This window comes from Vibrio penaeicida (assembly GCF_019977755.1).
Lineage (GTDB): Bacteria > Pseudomonadota > Gammaproteobacteria > Enterobacterales > Vibrionaceae > Vibrio > Vibrio penaeicida.
The window spans coordinates 1250442-1267123 of record NZ_AP025145.1 but is presented as its reverse complement, the minus strand read 5'-3'; the positions used below and the strand labels follow the sequence as shown (position 1 = coordinate 1267123).

Annotated in this window: 13 protein-coding genes and 1 pseudogene; 6 read left to right on the top strand and 8 right to left on the bottom strand. The window is 43.3% G+C overall.

Annotation, left to right across the window (positions count from 1 at the left end):
* Window positions 1-34: 34 nt before the first annotated feature.
* The gene (locus LDO37_RS23925; RefSeq protein ID WP_126606935.1) at window positions 35-976 is read left to right on the top strand and encodes a TerC/Alx family metal homeostasis membrane protein; all 942 of its coding nucleotides are present in this window, start codon (window positions 35-37) and stop codon (window positions 974-976) included.
* Between the two features lie 10 nt (window positions 977-986).
* On the opposite strand, the gene LDO37_RS23920 is transcribed toward LDO37_RS23925, so the two are convergent.
* The 3 genes from LDO37_RS23920 to yccS all read right to left on the bottom strand — a co-directional run bounded on the left by LDO37_RS23920 (window position 987) and on the right by yccS (window position 4096).
* Window positions 987-1424, bottom strand: coding sequence for a hypothetical protein (locus tag LDO37_RS23920; RefSeq protein WP_126606937.1), 438 nt, complete (start codon window positions 1422-1424; stop codon window positions 987-989).
* Window positions 1425-1492: 68 nt separating this feature from the next.
* The gene (locus tag LDO37_RS23915; protein ID WP_180958450.1) at window positions 1493-1660 is read right to left on the bottom strand and encodes a hypothetical protein; all 168 of its coding nucleotides are present in this window, start codon (window positions 1658-1660) and stop codon (window positions 1493-1495) included.
* Between the two features lie 267 nt (window positions 1661-1927).
* Window positions 1928-4096, bottom strand: a complete 2169-nt coding sequence (gene yccS / locus LDO37_RS23910) for a YccS family putative transporter (RefSeq protein WP_126608242.1) — start codon at window positions 4094-4096, stop codon at window positions 1928-1930.
* Between the two features lie 197 nt (window positions 4097-4293).
* Between yccS and helD the strand changes: the two genes are divergently transcribed.
* The 4 genes from helD to LDO37_RS23890 all read left to right on the top strand — a co-directional run bounded on the left by helD (window position 4294) and on the right by LDO37_RS23890 (window position 8129).
* Window positions 4294-6360, top strand: a complete 2067-nt coding sequence (gene helD / locus LDO37_RS23905; RefSeq protein ID WP_126608241.1) for a DNA helicase IV — start codon at window positions 4294-4296, stop codon at window positions 6358-6360.
* 16 nt (window positions 6361-6376) lie between these two features.
* Entirely contained in the window at window positions 6377-6976 is a 600-nt protein-coding gene (locus LDO37_RS23900) for a DJ-1/PfpI family protein (protein WP_126608240.1), read from the top strand.
* Window positions 6960-7325 carry a VOC family protein gene (locus LDO37_RS23895; RefSeq protein WP_126608239.1) on the top strand — a complete coding sequence of 122 codons (366 nt, stop codon included), beginning with the start codon at window positions 6960-6962 and terminating at the stop codon, window positions 7323-7325. The genes LDO37_RS23900 and LDO37_RS23895 overlap by 17 nt, the downstream gene beginning before the upstream one ends.
* A 201-nt stretch (window positions 7326-7526) precedes the next feature.
* Window positions 7527-8129 carry a YceI family protein gene (locus LDO37_RS23890; RefSeq protein WP_126608238.1) on the top strand — a complete coding sequence of 201 codons (603 nt, stop codon included), beginning with the start codon at window positions 7527-7529 and terminating at the stop codon, window positions 8127-8129.
* A 412-nt stretch (window positions 8130-8541) separates the two neighbouring features.
* On the opposite strand, the gene LDO37_RS23885 is transcribed toward LDO37_RS23890, so the two are convergent.
* Window positions 8542-8997 carry a methylglyoxal synthase gene (locus LDO37_RS23885; protein ID WP_126606482.1) on the bottom strand — a complete coding sequence of 152 codons (456 nt, stop codon included), beginning with the start codon at window positions 8995-8997 and terminating at the stop codon, window positions 8542-8544.
* 99 nt (window positions 8998-9096) lie between these two features.
* Window positions 9097-10167 carry a TMAO reductase system periplasmic protein TorT gene (torT, locus tag LDO37_RS23880; protein WP_399482026.1) on the bottom strand — a complete coding sequence of 357 codons (1071 nt, stop codon included), beginning with the start codon at window positions 10165-10167 and terminating at the stop codon, window positions 9097-9099.
* 151 nt (window positions 10168-10318) lie between these two features.
* Between torT and torS the strand changes: the two genes are divergently transcribed.
* Complete coding sequence (torS, locus tag LDO37_RS23875) at window positions 10319-13303, top strand: TMAO reductase system sensor histidine kinase/response regulator TorS (RefSeq protein WP_126606483.1); 2985 nt, start codon at window positions 10319-10321, stop codon at window positions 13301-13303.
* A 136-nt stretch (window positions 13304-13439) separates the two neighbouring features.
* On the opposite strand, the gene LDO37_RS23870 is transcribed toward torS, so the two are convergent.
* The 3 genes and pseudogenes from LDO37_RS23870 to LDO37_RS23860 all read right to left on the bottom strand — a co-directional run bounded on the left by LDO37_RS23870 (window position 13440) and on the right by LDO37_RS23860 (window position 16669).
* Window positions 13440-13619 (bottom strand): hypothetical protein, encoded by a 180-nt coding sequence (locus LDO37_RS23870; protein WP_101112949.1) that lies wholly within the window; start codon window positions 13617-13619, stop codon window positions 13440-13442.
* A 212-nt stretch (window positions 13620-13831) separates the two neighbouring features.
* Window positions 13832-15457 (bottom strand): VRR-NUC domain-containing protein, encoded by a 1626-nt coding sequence (locus tag LDO37_RS23865; protein WP_224055465.1) that lies wholly within the window; start codon window positions 15455-15457, stop codon window positions 13832-13834.
* 70 nt (window positions 15458-15527) lie between these two features.
* Window positions 15528-16669: pseudogene (locus LDO37_RS23860) on the bottom strand (OFA family MFS transporter).
* Window positions 16670-16682: the final 13 nt, after the last annotated feature.

Here is a 16682-nt window from a genome sequence, read left to right as displayed (position 1 = left end):
TCGCAATTAGCTGTGTTGTGGAATGAGGTGTTTAATGAGTCCTTTTGCTTATTTTGCATTTGGTGCGCTGACTTTAATGTTGGTGTGTGTCGATATTTGGCAAACTCGTGGTGGTAATATTACGGTAAAAAAAGCCGCGGTTTGGAGTGTTATTTGGGTATTGGTTGCCTTAGCATTTGGCGTATCTATTCTGTATTTTTGGGAATGGTACGCACCGGGGAGCTCTTATACCTCAAGTAAAGCAGCTACCGCGTTTTTTACTGGGTACTTGTTAGAGAAATCGCTTAGTGTCGATAACCTTTTCGTGTTTGCGATTATCTTTCACCAATACTTAGTGCCAGAAAATTTGCGTCCGAGAGCACTGCTTTTAGGCGTTATAGGAGCACTCATCTTACGCGCTGCGATGATTGCGATTGGCGTACAATTGCTAGAACAATTTCATTGGGCTTTATACTTGTTTGCCGCTTTCCTTATTTGGACAGGCTATAAGCTAACGCAACCCGAAGAGCAAGAAGCACTGAGCCCGCTGCCGGAAAGGATCATTCGCAAGTTTGCCAGAGTGACCGACGATTACAGAGGCAATGCGCTGTACATAAGAGATAACCTAGGGTTCATATTGACGCCCATGGCGATCGTCATAGCAATGATCGCAATGATGGACGTGATGTTCGCTCTGGATTCGATTCCAGCCATATTTGCCGTAACGCGTGAGCCATTTCTCGTCTTGGCTGCGAATGTGTTCGCTTTACTTGGGCTACGTTCTCTGTATTTTGTTTTGCAAGGCATGATGGAGAAGTTTGTATACCTTAAGCCGGCATTAGCCTTCATCATGATTTTTATCGGTATAAAAATGCTTTTGGTTGAAACAGAGTGGGCAATTCCAACGCAAGTCTCACTTGGTGTGCTTGTCACGGTGATGGGAAGCGCAATCTTGGCATCGATTATAAAGTCTAGGAAAGGCTCAGTGGAAGTTTGAACAGATGAGTTTAAACCGAGATATCTAACATAGAGCCAATCATGTCGTTGGAGCGAGAAACAACACTTGCTCCAACACTGTTGTAGCTTTTGGCTTGATTGAGTTTGGCGGCAGCTTCGACGTAATCAGACTCGTCTCTGCTTTCATTGGTGATTTCTTCTTGTCTGGTGTCGCGCTCTTCTTCGGCGCTAGGTAGGCGGTTGAATGATTCTTGGTAGTCGGCTTCGGTTTCTCGCGCGGCATCGGTTTCTTGAATTTCTTCTGCGCGCTCTGAAGCTCTAATTTCTTCGTCGGGCTGAACTTCTTGTATTCGCTCATCTTCTGCCATTTTTTCCGTGCGAGCTTTTTCAAGACGAGCTTCTTCATTGAGCTCCTCTGTTGCTTGCTTTGCCATGGTTCTCGACTGCTGGAGAATGACATGACCGGAATGTATCGATGAGACTGGCATTGATCGTTACCTCAGAATCTACTTAAAGGTTAAACTTTAGCCAGTAAAAGTTCAACTTTATGGGGTAATTACTCTTTAAAAAGGTGACAAATCGCCTCGATTTCTTCAGGAGTAAGCTCAATTTGGGTCCCGTTTTTGTCTAGCTTCCCTTCTATTTCCGTTTGTAAGTCTTTCAATTGAGCAGGAGTCAACTCCAGAACCTTACTCCTCAATTGTTCATACTGATGCTGTGGCATTTTTCTTTTTCCAACCTTAATGATAGTCAATGTCTCAATTGCACCGATAGCGAAACTTTGTGCGCTAAATACTAACGCGACCTACATTAAGAGCATCGAAATCGTCGTTTGTTCAATTTTTGTCAGAAAATGAGTAAATAATAAAAGATATGTGATCTTTACCCATAAACACATTTGTAGGAAGTGACAATGCAGAAAGGGGATGACCAATAGGAGAAGGAAAAGATCGTATTCGGATGAGCATCAGAGCACGCAACGAGGGCACAGCTATTGAGCGCTATTCGGAACTCTTACCGCAAATTTCGCCGCTAACGAATGAAGCTCAGGTAGCATTCGATAGATCAAATGAAGTTGTTGCAAGACCAATCGAGCCGAGCTTTCATCTTCATCTCGCCATTCACTTAACCGCTTTTCAATATCTGTCTCTTCGATAACAGACGTATCGCATTCTTCACATTGGTCATTCAGCTGTTTATGAAGGATCTCAAGGTGCTTGTGAATGGCTCTGTGCGAATCCAAAACAAGCTGGTGGATAGTCTCATCTTGTAAACGCGTTCGGTGGGCACCCAAAGCAGATATATAGCTGAGTAATGCGTGATTCAAGGTAAGGAAGCGAAAGCTCTCGTCGACGGCAGACCGATATTTACCAGGTTCAACCAGCATATTGCTGATTGAAGAACTCAGGCTCGCATCTTTATTGTGAGCATCACGTCGCGAAATGCGGTATGCCAATGTGTCTTTTTTCCCAACTCTATACTGACCAATAATTTGAGCGAGATAGCTTTGGTTGGCGATAACCGATTCTGCCATCACTTTGTGCAATCGTTTCGAGTGCCAATCCGGCAAGATAAATGCGACGGCCAGTACCGCCAAGGCGCACCCGATTAACGTATCTGTTAAACGAGGTAGCACAACGGCAAACCCTTCGCCTAATTGGTTGAAACAGAATAATACTAATAGGGTTATAAAGGCGGTGGCAAAACCGTAGTTATTAATACGAAAGGCAAAAAACAGAATACCGGAAAGGACGATAAAGACGAGCTGGCTCTCTAGGGAAGGAAAAAACGTGAGCAGCGGAACACCGACCAGCAAACCTGCAATTGTACCGATAACTCGCGCCGTCAGTTTTTGCCTAGTTGCACTGTAGTTTGGCTGGCATACAAAAAGGGTGGTGAGTAAGATCCAATACCCTTTATCTATGTCGAAAGCTTGAATCAAACCATATCCAGCAGTTAAAGCAATCGACATTCTAACCGCGTGACGGAACAGAATGGAGCTAGGTGTCATGTTGCTTTTAATTCGTAACCACATCGCCTTTGGGGTATGTGCGGTGGTATCGTCTAGTACATCGTCCTCTGCGTTTTGCTTAACGTCGGGGTTGCTGACATTACTAAGTTGCTTTTCAACTGTAGATAAATTTCTGAATAGATAACTTAACTGGCTAAGAGATAGGGACCAATCTGTTCTTTTTTGTTCCTGCAAAAACAAAATTGAATCGTTAAGTTCATTTAAGGCTTCAGCGTTTTTGTCGTCGTGATCGTATTGATTACCTAAGTGCAGAGATTTGGATATCTGTCGACAGGCGTTTGCTTGTGTTTGGAGCAGGTGTTTAAAGCGAAAGAGCACGTCGCTGTGTTTGAACTGCTCCGCTAGGTCTTGATAACGGTAGTGAGTAGAACTGACTCGCTCATGAATGTCTTGCGCAAGGAAATAAATGTTGAGAAAACGGTCGCTTGGCCCGTCTATATGCCCACGCTTAGAACGAGACAGCAATGTTGCTTTGCACTGGTTCAGAGAGGTAACCGTTGCGGCGTTTAAGCTGGCTTCACGAATTCGGTGAGGTTGAGGTGCCAAATTGGTTACAGGGTGGAATAGCTCACTTTTGGCATCCAAATAATTGGCCAGTTCTTCAAATACATTGCCTAAACTTTGTTGCACGGGCTGCATTGGCCAAAATATCTGCCAAATCATGGAAATAAAGTAATACCAAGCCGAACCCGCTAAAAGCATAACGGGTTGAAACCATATATTGGGGCTCTCGTGAGCGCCTAGCATGGTATATATCGCGATCAATAGAGAGCCAAAGGCAATACTGGCGTAGCGGGGACCTATCGCTCCTAGCATGATAAAAGTAAAGGTTGACGCGAATAATCCAATGGCGAAAAAAATGGGAAGATCAAACAGAAGCTCAATGGAAAACGCTGCGATGGCAAAACAGACAAAGGTGAGAATAAGCGCACGCATTCTTCCCCAAAAGCTGTCGTCAGTTTCTGCTAGAGCAGCGGCAATTATGCCTAAGATTAGCGGGACAATGGCCGTGTTTTGTTCGTAAAACCAGCAAGGGATAACAACCCCAATAAGGGCAATAGTGATGCGAACGCTGTAATTAATGGTTTTATTAGACCAGTAGTGGCGAAAAATAGTCAATAGAGGCACAGTTTATAATTTCTTTTTTGTCAAAGAGTAACACGCACTAGTGTAACTAACGACAGTATCAAGGATATGACTTAGCACCAAGAAAAAGTGTGTATGGTGAATTAATAGCCGATGAGCTTAGACTTAGCGTTGTTCTACAACCCGGTGTGATTTAAGATTCCCCATAGACGAAATAATACCGAATCAGGGTTCACTCAATGCAGTTAGCGGCATCACGATCTGCCAAGTTTTTAATTCAGACGGAATACAATGAAGTCAGTGTCGAAGACGACAAACTGGTTTTGAACTCCGCGCAAAGTGAAGAGCATATTCCCTTTTCGGTATGGGATGGCTCGATTACATTGAAGCGTGGTTTAGTCTGGGGCAGTTTAGTTTTTCATGCGCATGAAAAAAACAGCACTCAACAAGCTTGGTTGGTGCAAGGTTTACCTTGGGCGGACTGCAATGCTTTTATTCAATATGCTCAGAAAGAATATTCTGACTGGCATTTTCACCAATGTCAGAGCCTAAACGAAAAACTGCCCGCATGGCGCGAAGCGCTTACCCTAATTAGAAATCAACCTTCTTACCTACAAACCTCCCAGCTTCAAAGCTGGACGGACAGCGTCGTTAACGACTTTTCTCTGTTGAATATGAGTTTAGAAGAAGCCGAGCAGCGAATGCCCAAAGCCATGGTCGAGGTATCAGACTGGTTAGGAAATGGGTTTGAGAATCAGAAATCACGAAATTTAGACTGGCTAGAGAAAGAGCGTGAATATTGGCAAGTCTTGTTTGCACAGTGCGAATCGAGCCCACTAAACCTTTCTCAGCAACAAGCTGTTTTGATGAACAATGACCATAACCTAATACTGGCAGGAGCGGGAACGGGTAAAACAAGTGTCCTCACGGCTCGCGTATCTTATTTGCTTCAAAGCCATCAAGCCAAACCAGAAGAATTGCTTATGGTGGCGTTTGGGCGTGATGCGGCAGACGAAATGCGTCAGCGTTTAGAAAGCAAACTAGGCAGTGATGGGCATGCCATTACGGTAAAAACATTTCATCAATTAGGGTTAGAAATCATTCGTCATGTTGAAAATGAGTCGATAGAAATTACGCCATTGGCAACCAACGATAGCATGAAGCAAGCTTGGTGTGTTCAATGGCTAAAACAACATTGGGCAACGCAAAATCAATTTAAGCGCTGGCAAAAACATCTTTCTCAATGGCCAATTGCCTATTTAAAAGGGGATGAAGAGCTAGGATCCCAGTCCGAGAACCCTAAACTCATCGCGTGGTTACAAAAACAGCTAGAACAGTTGTGCGCAATGAACATCGGTAAAAAGCAAATACAGCAGCGTATTATCGATCATGAAGACTATTCTCGTTTAAACAGTGAATTGCAGCTTGTTTGGCCATGTTATCAGGCGTGGAGTCAAATGCTGAAAGACAACACCCAGATCGATTTTCACACCATGATCACTAAGGCAACCAAATACGTTGCGAGCGGCAAGTATCGACCTCAGTGGCGCTATGTTATGGTCGATGAATATCAAGATATTTCACCGGCTCGGCTTGAGTTGTTGGAGGCGATTTGCCACCAACCAAAAACTAAGCAGCAGGCTTCTCTATACGCTGTAGGAGACGATTGGCAGGCTATATATCGGTTTGCTGGTGCTGATGTGAGCCTAACAACAGACTTCGATTCTCGATTCCCTGGTGCTTCTATCCATTACTTGGATACCACATACCGCTTTAACAATATGCTAGGGGAAGTCGCTAATAAGTTCATACAACAAAACCCATCTCAATTGCATAAAAATGTGACAAGCCACAAGACGGTGAAACAAAAGTCTATTACTTTGTTGCATATGGCTATACTTGAAAAATCCCTTCTGGAACTAGACAAAAAACAGACCTCAAAAAAAGAGGTATTACTGCTAGGGCGTAACCATTACCACTGTCCAGAGCAATTAAAAGATTGGCAAAAATCTTGCTCTAACTTGGACATAAAGTTTATGACATGCCATGCAAGTAAAGGTCAGGAAGCGGATTTTGTCTTTATTTTGAGTGTTGATGAAGGTCAGTTCCCAGCAATGGAACGACAACACCATCTCGATAGTGCACTTATTCAAACCCAAGATACTTATGCCCATGCTGAGGAGCGTCGTTTGTTTTACGTTGCTTTAACTCGGGCAAAATCTAAAGCGTGGGTAATGTACGGCGCTCAACCTTCTGTATTTGTGGAAGAATTGAGAGAAGGAGGTTACCCCGTTATCAAAAAATAAATAGGCTAGGGTAACCATGAATATCGGGATTTTTATCTATGAATACGCAGAACCCATCGACTTTACCGGTCCTTACGAAGTGTTTGCGACGGCTAATAAATTCGCAGCAAACTTCGACGCGCAGTTCCTCCCTTATCTGATCAGTGAATCCGGCGATACCATTACCGCAAGGCATGGCTATCAAGTGGTTCCACATCGCTCCATCCATAACCATCCAGAATTAGATGTATTGATTGTTTCAGGAGGCGTGTACTCCCATGAGATGAAAAACGGCCGAGTGATCCGTTGGCTTCAGGAGCAATCAACGAAAGTCAAAATAGTTTCCTCTGTGTGTAATGGGGTATTTTTACTCGCTCAAGCGAAATTGCTAACCGACAGGCGTGTAACGGTGCATAAACAGCATTTAGATGATCTCGCACAGCAATTTCCAGATGTGAAACTTGTTAAAGACGTTCGTTGGGTAGAGGATGGGGAAATCATTACTTCTGCGGGAATGACGGCGGGTATAGACATGAGTTTACAACTTGTGTCCCGGCTTTCAAAAATGGAACTTGCCTTGAAAACCGCAGATCAGCTCGACTTTAATTGGAGAAGCAAACATGTCGTCGCCTACTGATTTTGAACATCACTCAATCAATTACATTGAATTTGCTGCGAACAATCTAAAAGAAACTAAGTTGTTTTTTGAGGAAGCATTTCAGTGGGAGTTTACCGATTATGGGGAAGAGTACACCGCTTTTACCGCTAAGGGTTTGATGGGGGGATTCTTTCAATCGGATGTAGTGAGCGCTGCAAACGACGGAGCGCCGCTTCTTGTTTTGTATAGCAATGATCTTGAAACCTCATTCGACATCGTTAAATCTCAAGGCGCCGAAATAACACGACCTATTTTTGAGTTCCCGGGTGGACGCCGATTTCAATTTAAGGAGCCTAGCGGTAATGAATTAGCCATATGGGGTGAATAGCAAAAGATCTGTATACCCTATGATATGCATTAAATTTATTATCTATGAGACATTCGGCTGTGATTTACTAGTACGAACAATGCGTAAGCGCTGTTCGTCTTACAAAATCACAGCCTTTTCTTTATAGATTGTTCAAAAAGCACTGAGTGTAAATTGCTTTCGAAAGAAGAAGGGCGTTAAGAATCTCGAAAGGAATTGAGTATGAAAAAGTCAGCCCGACTACTATTAGCAATATCAACCTTATTCTCTTTACCCATTCTATTGCTATCACCAGCGCATTCAGCGCACCATCATTACTTGTTAGATTCGAATGTTTCATCGGTAAACTTTGCGACCATCAAGAAGCAGTACATCGTTGAGCCTGCTAAATTCACGGAAATTGATGGCAGAATCGATGCGAGTGGCAAGTTCACTTTAGAGATCGAATTGGCATCTGTAGACACGATTGTTCCTATTCGTAATCAGAGGTTGAGTGAACTTTTTTTCGATACGGGTAGATACCCTAAAGCGACACTGAAAGGTAAGGTCGACCTCGCGGAAGTATCAAGCCTTACTGAACCTACTATCAAGAATATTGATGCTACGTTAAATTTCTACGGAATGGATAAAAAAGTGACGTTGTCTCTTTTGGTGATTAACACGCCTCAGTACATTGTCGTTAGCTCGGTCAAGCCTGTTATTGTTAGTGCAGCAAGCTTTGGCGTACCTGAAGCAAACTTAGAAGCGCTGTCTGAAACCGTAGGAGCGATTGCTATTTCACCTACAGTTTCAGTTAACGCTTCACTGGTATTTAAACGGAAATAGCATTTTTTCCAGATATCAGAAATATCCTTATACCCAAGTAACCTCAAGATGCTAGGTTCAGCGAGAGTTAACTGGCTTTCAGGCAAGGCATCGATTTGAAGATCTAGTGGTTCTAAATCAAGAATCGATAACGAAGTATGAAAGCCAGTTAAACTCGCCCTTGGGAGCCCATATTCTGCCTCGCTTCATCGTTTAAGAACTTGAAAAGGACTCGTCATTCCATTGCGTTCTTTTCCTTGAATTGAAGCAGAATATGAGGCTCTGAATCCTGCACCTTGAGGTCACTTGGGTATATAAAGGAAAAACGCCGAATGACGATCATTCGGCGTTTTTACTATATTGACGGTCAAGCTTACAGCTGGATATAAGCGCACTAACTTGTGCTGTTATCTAAACCACCATCTAGACTGAGTTAGGTTCGTTTTGCTAGATACGCATCGTAGTCGGGGATTTCTATATCTACTTCTTCATTGAGTAAAGTGGAAGCAAATAGAAAGTTAGCTGTCGCTCGGTTTGTTGCCACAGGAATATTCCAAACACTTGCAATGCGCAGAAGCGCCTTTACATCAGGATCATGTGGTACGGCATTGAGTGGGTCCCAAAAGAATACCATTAGGTCAATTTTCCCTTCTGATATTAACGCACCTAATTGTTGATCCCCGCCCATTGGTCCACTTATCAAACTTTTAATAGCCAAGCCTGTCTCTTTACTGAGCATGTGGCCTGTGGTCCCGGTAGCATAAAGAAAGTGTCCTTGAAGCTTTTCTTTGTTCTCTGTTACCCAGCGCAGCAATTCTGGTTTGTGATTATCATGCGCAACCAGAGCAATGTTTTTATGAGCGGGCATTTTTCTTATTGTTTTTTGCATTCTTAACTCCATGAATGATTCGCTTTGCTATTGTGCCAACGTTTTATGACAAAACACAACAAACGGGGAGCAATTCTGCAAACTCGCGCGAGCATGTCTCTAATTGGAATCAGGAGTTGGTGACCACATATAAACAGGACGATATTCAGCAGGAGATAACGAATCTACAACAATTTTTTTAGGTATATCCCCTGCGGTAAGCGGTGTAATTTTAGGGGCGTATACTGAATCGTAGGGCTGACCTCGAAGAAAGCGCGTTGCTTGCAAGATGGATGTTTTTCCTTGTAAAACCATCTTGTCAGTAGGGGCAAATTCGACTCTACCTCGTCTTAAGCCGCGATAAATTCCGTGGCTCAAATACGTCGCAACCAACTTAACGTCTTTACGCTTGGCAATGCGCACTTCACTGATTGCCGCTTCAATTGCTACAGCACTGCCAACGATGTATTCAACGTCATTTTTTTCTAAAACATGCTGCACCAAGTTACGCTGTAACTCTTTGTCGTTGTCTTCCCACATCGATACCGCAACCTTAACATCGCTGTCTTTAATTGCATCAAGAAAACCTTGCTCAACGGGTTTTGTTCCACCTCTTTGCTTAGGACCAGGCAGCCAAGCGATGCGAACATTCCCGCTGCCTTTAGGGTGTAAACCTTCTAAGTATTGACCGGTCTCGTAACCCATGTTGTACCAATCCACGCCAACGTATCCATGTACAATGTTTTTTGTTTCAGCATTCGTTTTGAGTTGGTTTACGGTTTGAAATACAGGAATACCTTGAGCCAGAAGGTTAAGATTGTTTTGGTATGCGCTTGGTGACACAGTGCCCAATATGATTGCTTGAGCGCCCCAAGAGCGGCACTCTTGAATTTGTTGTGTTTGGCGCGCGATATTAGGGTAGCCGCCAGACTCCAGAACCTTTAATTCGACTTGTTGTTTCTTCGCTTCTTCAACCATGCCATAGTTAACGGAAAGCCAGTACGAATCTTTTAGGTGAGGGTAAATTGCGCAGATTTTTTCCGGAGCCGCAATATTTTCCACAGACAAAGTTTTCTCTACAGATACAGCTTTTTCCGCAGTCACGATTTTTTCCATAGCCAAAACAGGAAAAGCAGATAAGATCAAACTTCCAGAGACCAAGATAGAGTAGTGTATAGCGCGTACAGGCACTGACGATGAAAAATATGTGAGTGTTCTAAGCATGATGGTTAGTATCTACTGGATAATCACGGCAAAATATAACTGAATACCGCATCTTGCGGTAGCTTGAATATAAACACAATGTTTACCGTTGAATTCTATTTTTTCGCTTGAGGCAACTATGTTGTTATCCCCTTCGAGTATAGGCAGTAAGCTCCTATACTCCTTCATCGCGATCGCATCGCTGATGGTTATGGCATCTGTCATCGGAATTGCCGGATTTTCGCTTGTCGCCAAAACGGAGCGGCAGGTAACTAATGATGCGATCCCAGCGATGCTAGAGGCGCGTCAGGTGTCGGAATTAAGCTCGCGTATCGTTTATTCCGCACAGCTGCTCTCTAATTCCGAGAATTCAGAGGAAGTGAAGCGATATGGTCAAATGTTGTTCTCTGAGCTTAATCAGCTCCTCTCTCATATCAAGTTACTTGGCTCAGATTCTTTCGATAATACCTTGCTTGACCGCTTAGAGTTTAACGTTCAAAGCATCATAGATAACCTCGCGGAACTGGGGCTTTCCGTTGAAAAACGCCTAAAGCTCACCCGAGAGATTGGTCATTCAGTGGAATTAATGCGCTTGAAAGCCGATGAACTTGAAGGTCTAGCTCGTACACAGGTATTGAATTCAAGCACTGTGGCTGTTGCCAATGTTGCTCATGTTTACGACCTATTGGAAAACAACGATTCCGAATTGGCTTATAAAGCGTTGGATACCTTAGTTGAAGTGGATATGGATCTGACGGAAAGGCTTCACGAGCTTCATTTGCTGGCTTATCGCTTGCTCACCCAGATTGAAGAAGTAAAAAGTGTCACGGTATTCCCACGTATCCAAGAGCTGAAAACCCAGTTCGATTCAAACCTTACTATCATGGAACGTCGGGTTCGATCGGTAGAAGATCCAACTCGCTCCGTGAAAATGAGCGCTCTAATTGATGAATTACAAGCCAGTAATCAGATCTTTGAACTGCTTATGCAAAGACACCAAAATGAAGAATTAGCGAACGGTTTGAACGCTAAGACTCATGAGTTATTTGCCCAGTTAAACAATATTGTTAACCAATTGGTTGACTCTTCCAATAAGAGTTCTTCAATTGCCATTGCTAATGTATCTCAAACGCTCACTATGGCTCAGTGGACTTTGATTTTGCTTTCCATTTTGGGGCTTTCGATCGTGGGCATCATTATTTGGAAAGTGGTTTATCAATCTGTGGTTGTGCGCTTGAACCAGTACTCTTCTGCTTTATTTTCTGTTGCTGAAGGGCGTCTCGATATAGATATGAAAGTACACGGGCAGGATGAGTTGGCAGATATGGGACGGGCAATACTGGTGGCTCGTGATACCGCCCAAACGCTCAAAGTCGTTGCGGAGGGAGAAGCGCAAGCCAAACAGGAATTGGAACGACATAAAGAGCATCTTGAAGAAATCGTCGACCATCGCACTGTAGAGTTAAAGAACACCAACCAAAAACTCAACCTTGAAGTACTCAATCATGCCAAAGCGAGAAATGAAGCTGAACGAGCGAATCGAGCGAAATCGGCGTTTCTAGCCACCATCAGCCATGAAATAAGAACCCCTTTGAACGGTGTACTTGGCACGGCCAATCTTCTTAAAGAAACACCACTTACCGAAGAACAGCATCAATATACAGATATCATTGATCGAAGTGGTACGAGTTTGTTAAACATCATTAATGATGTGTTGGATTACTCAAAAATTGAAGCTGGGCATTTAAAAGTGGTGCCAAGAAACTTTGACTTGGTCAGTTTGGTTGGTGACGTCACTCAAATGTTATCAAGCCGAGCAACGGAAAAAGGGTTGCAGGTCTACCAAGAAGTACAAATGGACATTGGACGTTATTTTATTGGCGATTCGATAAGGATATGCCAAGTTTTGACCAATTTGGTGGGGAATGCCGTTAAGTTTACCCAAGAAGGTGAAATCGATATTTACGTTGGTCGAGACAAACAATATCCGGAACAGATCTATTTTGAAATCTCCGATACCGGTATCGGGATTGAACAATCATCGCTAGATACTTTATTCGATGCGTTCACCCAAGCGTCTGGAGGGGAAAATCAGGTAGGTGGAACGGGATTAGGCTTAGCCATTAGCAAGAAACTGGTAGAAGCCATGGGCGGGGAAATTGGCCTGCATTCTGAATTGGACGAAGGTAGCCGGTTTTGGTTTCGTCTGCCCCTTGAAATTGGCAGTGAAGAATGCGAAGTGAAAGAGGCATCTATTTCTTTGAATACCAGACAAGCAAACGTGCTTTTGGTTGAAGATAATCCAGTTAACTGTGTGGTTGCAGAAGGGTTTTTGCAACACCTAGGGCACAACGTTGTTACCGTGATGACTGGTTTGGAAGCAGAGCAAAGAATACAGCTTGAAGCTTTTGATATTGTTATGTTGGATATCAATTTACCAGATTGTAATGGCGTCGATTTACTAGACCGGCTTAGAAAGATCGAACGGGAAAAGTCTGCGAGTATCGGTGGTGAACTGACGCCAATGGTAGCGGTGTCTGCGCATGTGTTTGATGAAGAAGTGACAGAATATCTAGCGGCCGGTTTTGATGCTTTTATCCCAAAACCAATAGAAAGAGAATTGCTTGCTATTACGTTAGCCAAAATGCTCGACGGCGAAGAACCTTTCGACAGTCTGCCAAAGTCTACTGTGAGCCCTTCTATTGATGCTGAGGAGAGCCTTAACAAACAAGATGAAGGTATAGCCGTTAGCAATCAAGATCGCGTTATAGATGAACCATGCGAAGATATCCCAGACTTGATTGATGAAAAAGTATTGAAGCAAGATGTCAAAGTACTAGGAAAGCAAAAAGTGCAGGAGTTCATTACTGTATTTGCGCATTCATCTTCCGCAGAGTGGGCGAATATCCTAAATGCAGTACAAGAAAGCGAACAAGAAAAAGTAGCGTCCATCGCTCACAAGTTAAAAGGTTCAGCATCCAGCATGGGGCTTGTAGCACTGCGAAAAGAACTCGAACAAATTGAAATATCCGATCAACCGATTGAACGATTTGAAGCCACGCGCGGTAAACTGGAGTCGATTCTTTCAAAGTCTTTGGCGGCATTGAAAGCACTAGACCTATAAGGCTTTTAAAAGGCGTAAGGGCAACAAATACGATACGCATCAAAAACCCCGGAGCTTGCTGACCGGGGTTTTTGATAAATGGCTATTATCGCCATTTGTTTGAATCGTTTGGATAATGCGTACGGGGTAATTTACCCTAGTCGTCGGTTAAGAACGAGCCGCTTAACGCATAGGGATCTTCCTCCATTCCAAAAGCAATTCGACCTCTTAGCTGTTCCAGTTCATTTTCTAGCAAGTACATTTGGTCGAAATTTCCTTCAGAACACGCGATGAAAATCTGTTGTTCCAAGTCTTCAATTTTGTCTTGAATACCCATGTTAAATCCCCCCACTTTGGAATGATTCTCAGAGCGAATAACCCGAACAAAAGGGTGATTCTCAATCGGATTATAGACAACGAATTCAAGTTAGATCATCAGATCTCGCCTTAGACCAAAATTGAGAAAGGTACAAACCAATAACTTACAGATGGCAGTGTATAAAATGTGACCAATAACCAGCGACTTATAAACTTGTAAAAAATGACAAATTATTTTGAATTTTTTCTGGGGAAATTGACGTAGCAAACTTCTGCGTTTATTCCTATCTTCTGAAATACCTGTAACCAGCGGATTTGGTTTTGCTGCAGTTTATCTCCAGGTCCCTTTACTTCAATAAACTTAAACTGAGCACCTTTAAATGCGACCAAGTCGGGTTGTCCTGCACGGAAGTTCCGCATGTCAGACAGCATCACTTTAAATAAGTCGGCTAATTTTTCTTTAGGCAATGCGCGTTCTGCAAGTTGGATATGTTCTGGTGTAAACAATTCCCAAATCACGTAGGGGTTAGCTTTTCCTTGCTTTTCTATATAACGTTTTTCTAGGGTTTCGTAGCCACAGTTCAAAAATTCTTTAAAAGCTTGGTCTAATTCAATTTCTCTAATTTGTGAAAACTCGGGACGATAAAGATCTAATGGTCGATATTGATAAGCATGGTTGAACGCACCTTGCACAGACGCAAAAATACAATCCCAAAACGCTAAGCCAAACAACCCATTTAAAAAGCCGTTTTCGAGATAAAACACATCCCAGCCCTCATGGCTAAAATGCTGCTGAGAGGCGATCTCAACCCTATTTTGAGACAAATCCAACTCGATGAATGTTTCTTCAATATTCGGTTTCTTTTGTTGCTTGGCTTTTTGCCCCAATTTCCTAAGTAGCTTGCGTTCAATTCGTTGAGCTACTTCCTTTTCATCGACATCATAGGGAGAGTCAATCATCTCTCTCACAAGTTGTAATGCTTGTTCGTTTCTATCTTGCTTCTCCCATATGCGAGCTCGTCTCTCCCGGCTAGGGGGGAGGGTGTTTTCGCTGAACCAATCTACAGCAGAATCGTATTGTTCGAAGCGCTCTAAATCGCGTGCCAGCTTATTAACTAAGTGAGATCTCTTGTTGTTGATGTCATTGTGGGTGCAGGCTGGTGGGAGCTCGCCTAACCAATGATTTACTTGTTCTAACGTCGGTTTTCGTTGTTCATAATATTGATTGTTGAGTTCACTGATTTGGAGTAATAAATCCAGCTCATCGCGGTGGTTAAAGTAGCGAAGCTCACGGCTAAGTTTGTAGCTTTCGAATTGATTAAGACCAAGATCGGACAATACAAATTGAGTGAAATCCTGCTGGGTATTGGTGAAAAACAGCGCTGTAAAAATCGGCATCAATTTAGCGTGGAGCAATTGAATACATGAAAATTGAAGTTGCCCCGTGTTTATTTCTTCTTCTGATAATGTGGCTATGATGGTTGCTTTCGGAAGCGATTTACCAGCCGAAGGGAAAAGAGCGACGATTTCAGGTTTCGTGAGTAGTTCATGCGCAAGCGTTTTTGCACTAAGGGAAGCGGGTAACAGAATAAGTCTTTGCTGTTCGAGTTCAATTAAGCTCGTTTGAATATCTTCTATTTCTTCGTAAACGAGCTTATCGCTTCGAAACCACTCACCTTTACGCGATAGCATTCTTATGAGCAAGCACTGAGACGACACACTCAGTGATTGGAATCGATCGATCCAGAGTAATTCTTCTTCCAATAAAAGGTCGCCATAGATGCCAAGCGCGTGGTCGAGAAGAAGCTGAAAGTTTTTGTGGTAATAGTCTGGTGCGAGTTCGGGAGTAGGGCGCATTAAAATACATATAAACAAAAAGAGCCTGCCCCTGAGGGTAAGCTCTTTTAGAGAAGATGTTCAATAAGATTTAAGCAGAAGCTTTAAGTGACTCCGCTTTCTCTTCAGTGATTGGCTTAGTAACCAGTGCAAGTACAACACAAACGCCCATCATGACTGCTGAGATGGTGTAAGCCAACCCAAATCCAGTGCCATTCGCCATTGAGTAGCCAACAACCGCAGCACCAATTGCACCACCGATACCCCAAGATGTATAAAGAACACCATAGTTAGTACCGTAGTTCTTAAGACCATAGTATTCCGCGGTAATAGATGGGAATACAGCAAGCAAAGTACCGTAGCCAACCGCAGCGATAGCTGTTCCGATGATCAGTGTGAATTCTGAAGTGAAGGTTGCAAACAGAACCATGTTAATGCCCTGAAGAACGAACGCCAAAAGAAGCGTGCGCACGCCACCTATTTTGTCTGAAAGTATACCAGCTGCAACACGACCGCCTGAGTTGAACACGGCAAGAATAGACGCTAGATAAACCGCGTTAGGTAGGTTTGCTTGAACGCTAGCAATGTTTGTGATGTTACCGATGATCATCAAACCAGCTGATGCGGCGAACGCGTACATAATCCATAAGGAGTAGAACTGAGGCGTTTTTAGCATGTTACGCCAAGTGATGTCGGTTGGCGTTTTGGTGACAACAGGCGCTTTACCTGCTTTCACTTTTGGTGCTTCTGGTGTGTAACCTGCTGGTGGGTTGTTGATGGTACAAGCCAGCGGAACAGCAATGATCAATACACCAATACCCAAGATCATAAAGCTTGAGTTAATTCCGTAAGAAGAAATAAGTGCTGATGTAACTGGGGCTAGGTAAACCGCTGCTAAACCAAATCCGGCAGCAATTAAGCCATTCACTAAACCTTTCTTAGAAGAACGGAATCCGCAAAGCTTGAACCTATCATGCCAAGACCGGTGAGCGTTGTGCCCAAAATAAGAATGTTTCGAGGACCCATACGGTCCTGAAGTACGCCAGCAACAAGAAGACAGATAGAAAAAGTAATCGTGGCGATTGCGTAGGGCTGCGATGCGTCGGAAGCGCTCCAACCAAAGTCACTTACTAATGCTTTGTTAAAAACACTCCAGGCGTACAGAATACCTAGGCAAAGGTTGATACAGAATCCAGCCAGTAGAATTCGCATCGCTCTATCGATTTTTTTCATTTCTTATCTCAAT

Excerpts from the sequence above, each read along its gene's own strand:
- torS (WP_126606483.1), top strand. The coding sequence starts at position 10,319 with ATGTTGTTATCCCCTTCGAGTATAGGCAGTAAGCTCCTATACTCCTTC.
- LDO37_RS23885 (WP_126606482.1), bottom strand. The coding sequence starts at position 8,997 with ATGCAAAAAACAATAAGAAAAATGCCCGCTCATAAAAACATTGCTCTG.
- LDO37_RS23915 (WP_180958450.1), bottom strand. The coding sequence starts at position 1,660 with ATGCCACAGCATCAGTATGAACAATTGAGGAGTAAGGTTCTGGAGTTG.
- LDO37_RS23900 (WP_126608240.1), top strand. The coding sequence starts at position 6,377 with ATGAATATCGGGATTTTTATCTATGAATACGCAGAACCCATCGACTTT.
- LDO37_RS23925 (WP_126606935.1), top strand. The coding sequence starts at position 35 with ATGAGTCCTTTTGCTTATTTTGCATTTGGTGCGCTGACTTTAATGTTG.
- LDO37_RS23870 (WP_101112949.1), bottom strand. The coding sequence starts at position 13,619 with ATGGGTATTCAAGACAAAATTGAAGACTTGGAACAACAGATTTTCATC.
- helD (WP_126608241.1), top strand. The coding sequence starts at position 4,294 with ATGCAGTTAGCGGCATCACGATCTGCCAAGTTTTTAATTCAGACGGAA.
- LDO37_RS23890 (WP_126608238.1), top strand. The coding sequence starts at position 7,527 with ATGAAAAAGTCAGCCCGACTACTATTAGCAATATCAACCTTATTCTCT.
- LDO37_RS23920 (WP_126606937.1), bottom strand. The coding sequence starts at position 1,424 with ATGCCAGTCTCATCGATACATTCCGGTCATGTCATTCTCCAGCAGTCG.
- LDO37_RS23895 (WP_126608239.1), top strand. The coding sequence starts at position 6,960 with ATGTCGTCGCCTACTGATTTTGAACATCACTCAATCAATTACATTGAA.
- LDO37_RS23865 (WP_224055465.1), bottom strand. The coding sequence starts at position 15,457 with ATGCGCCCTACTCCCGAACTCGCACCAGACTATTACCACAAAAACTTT.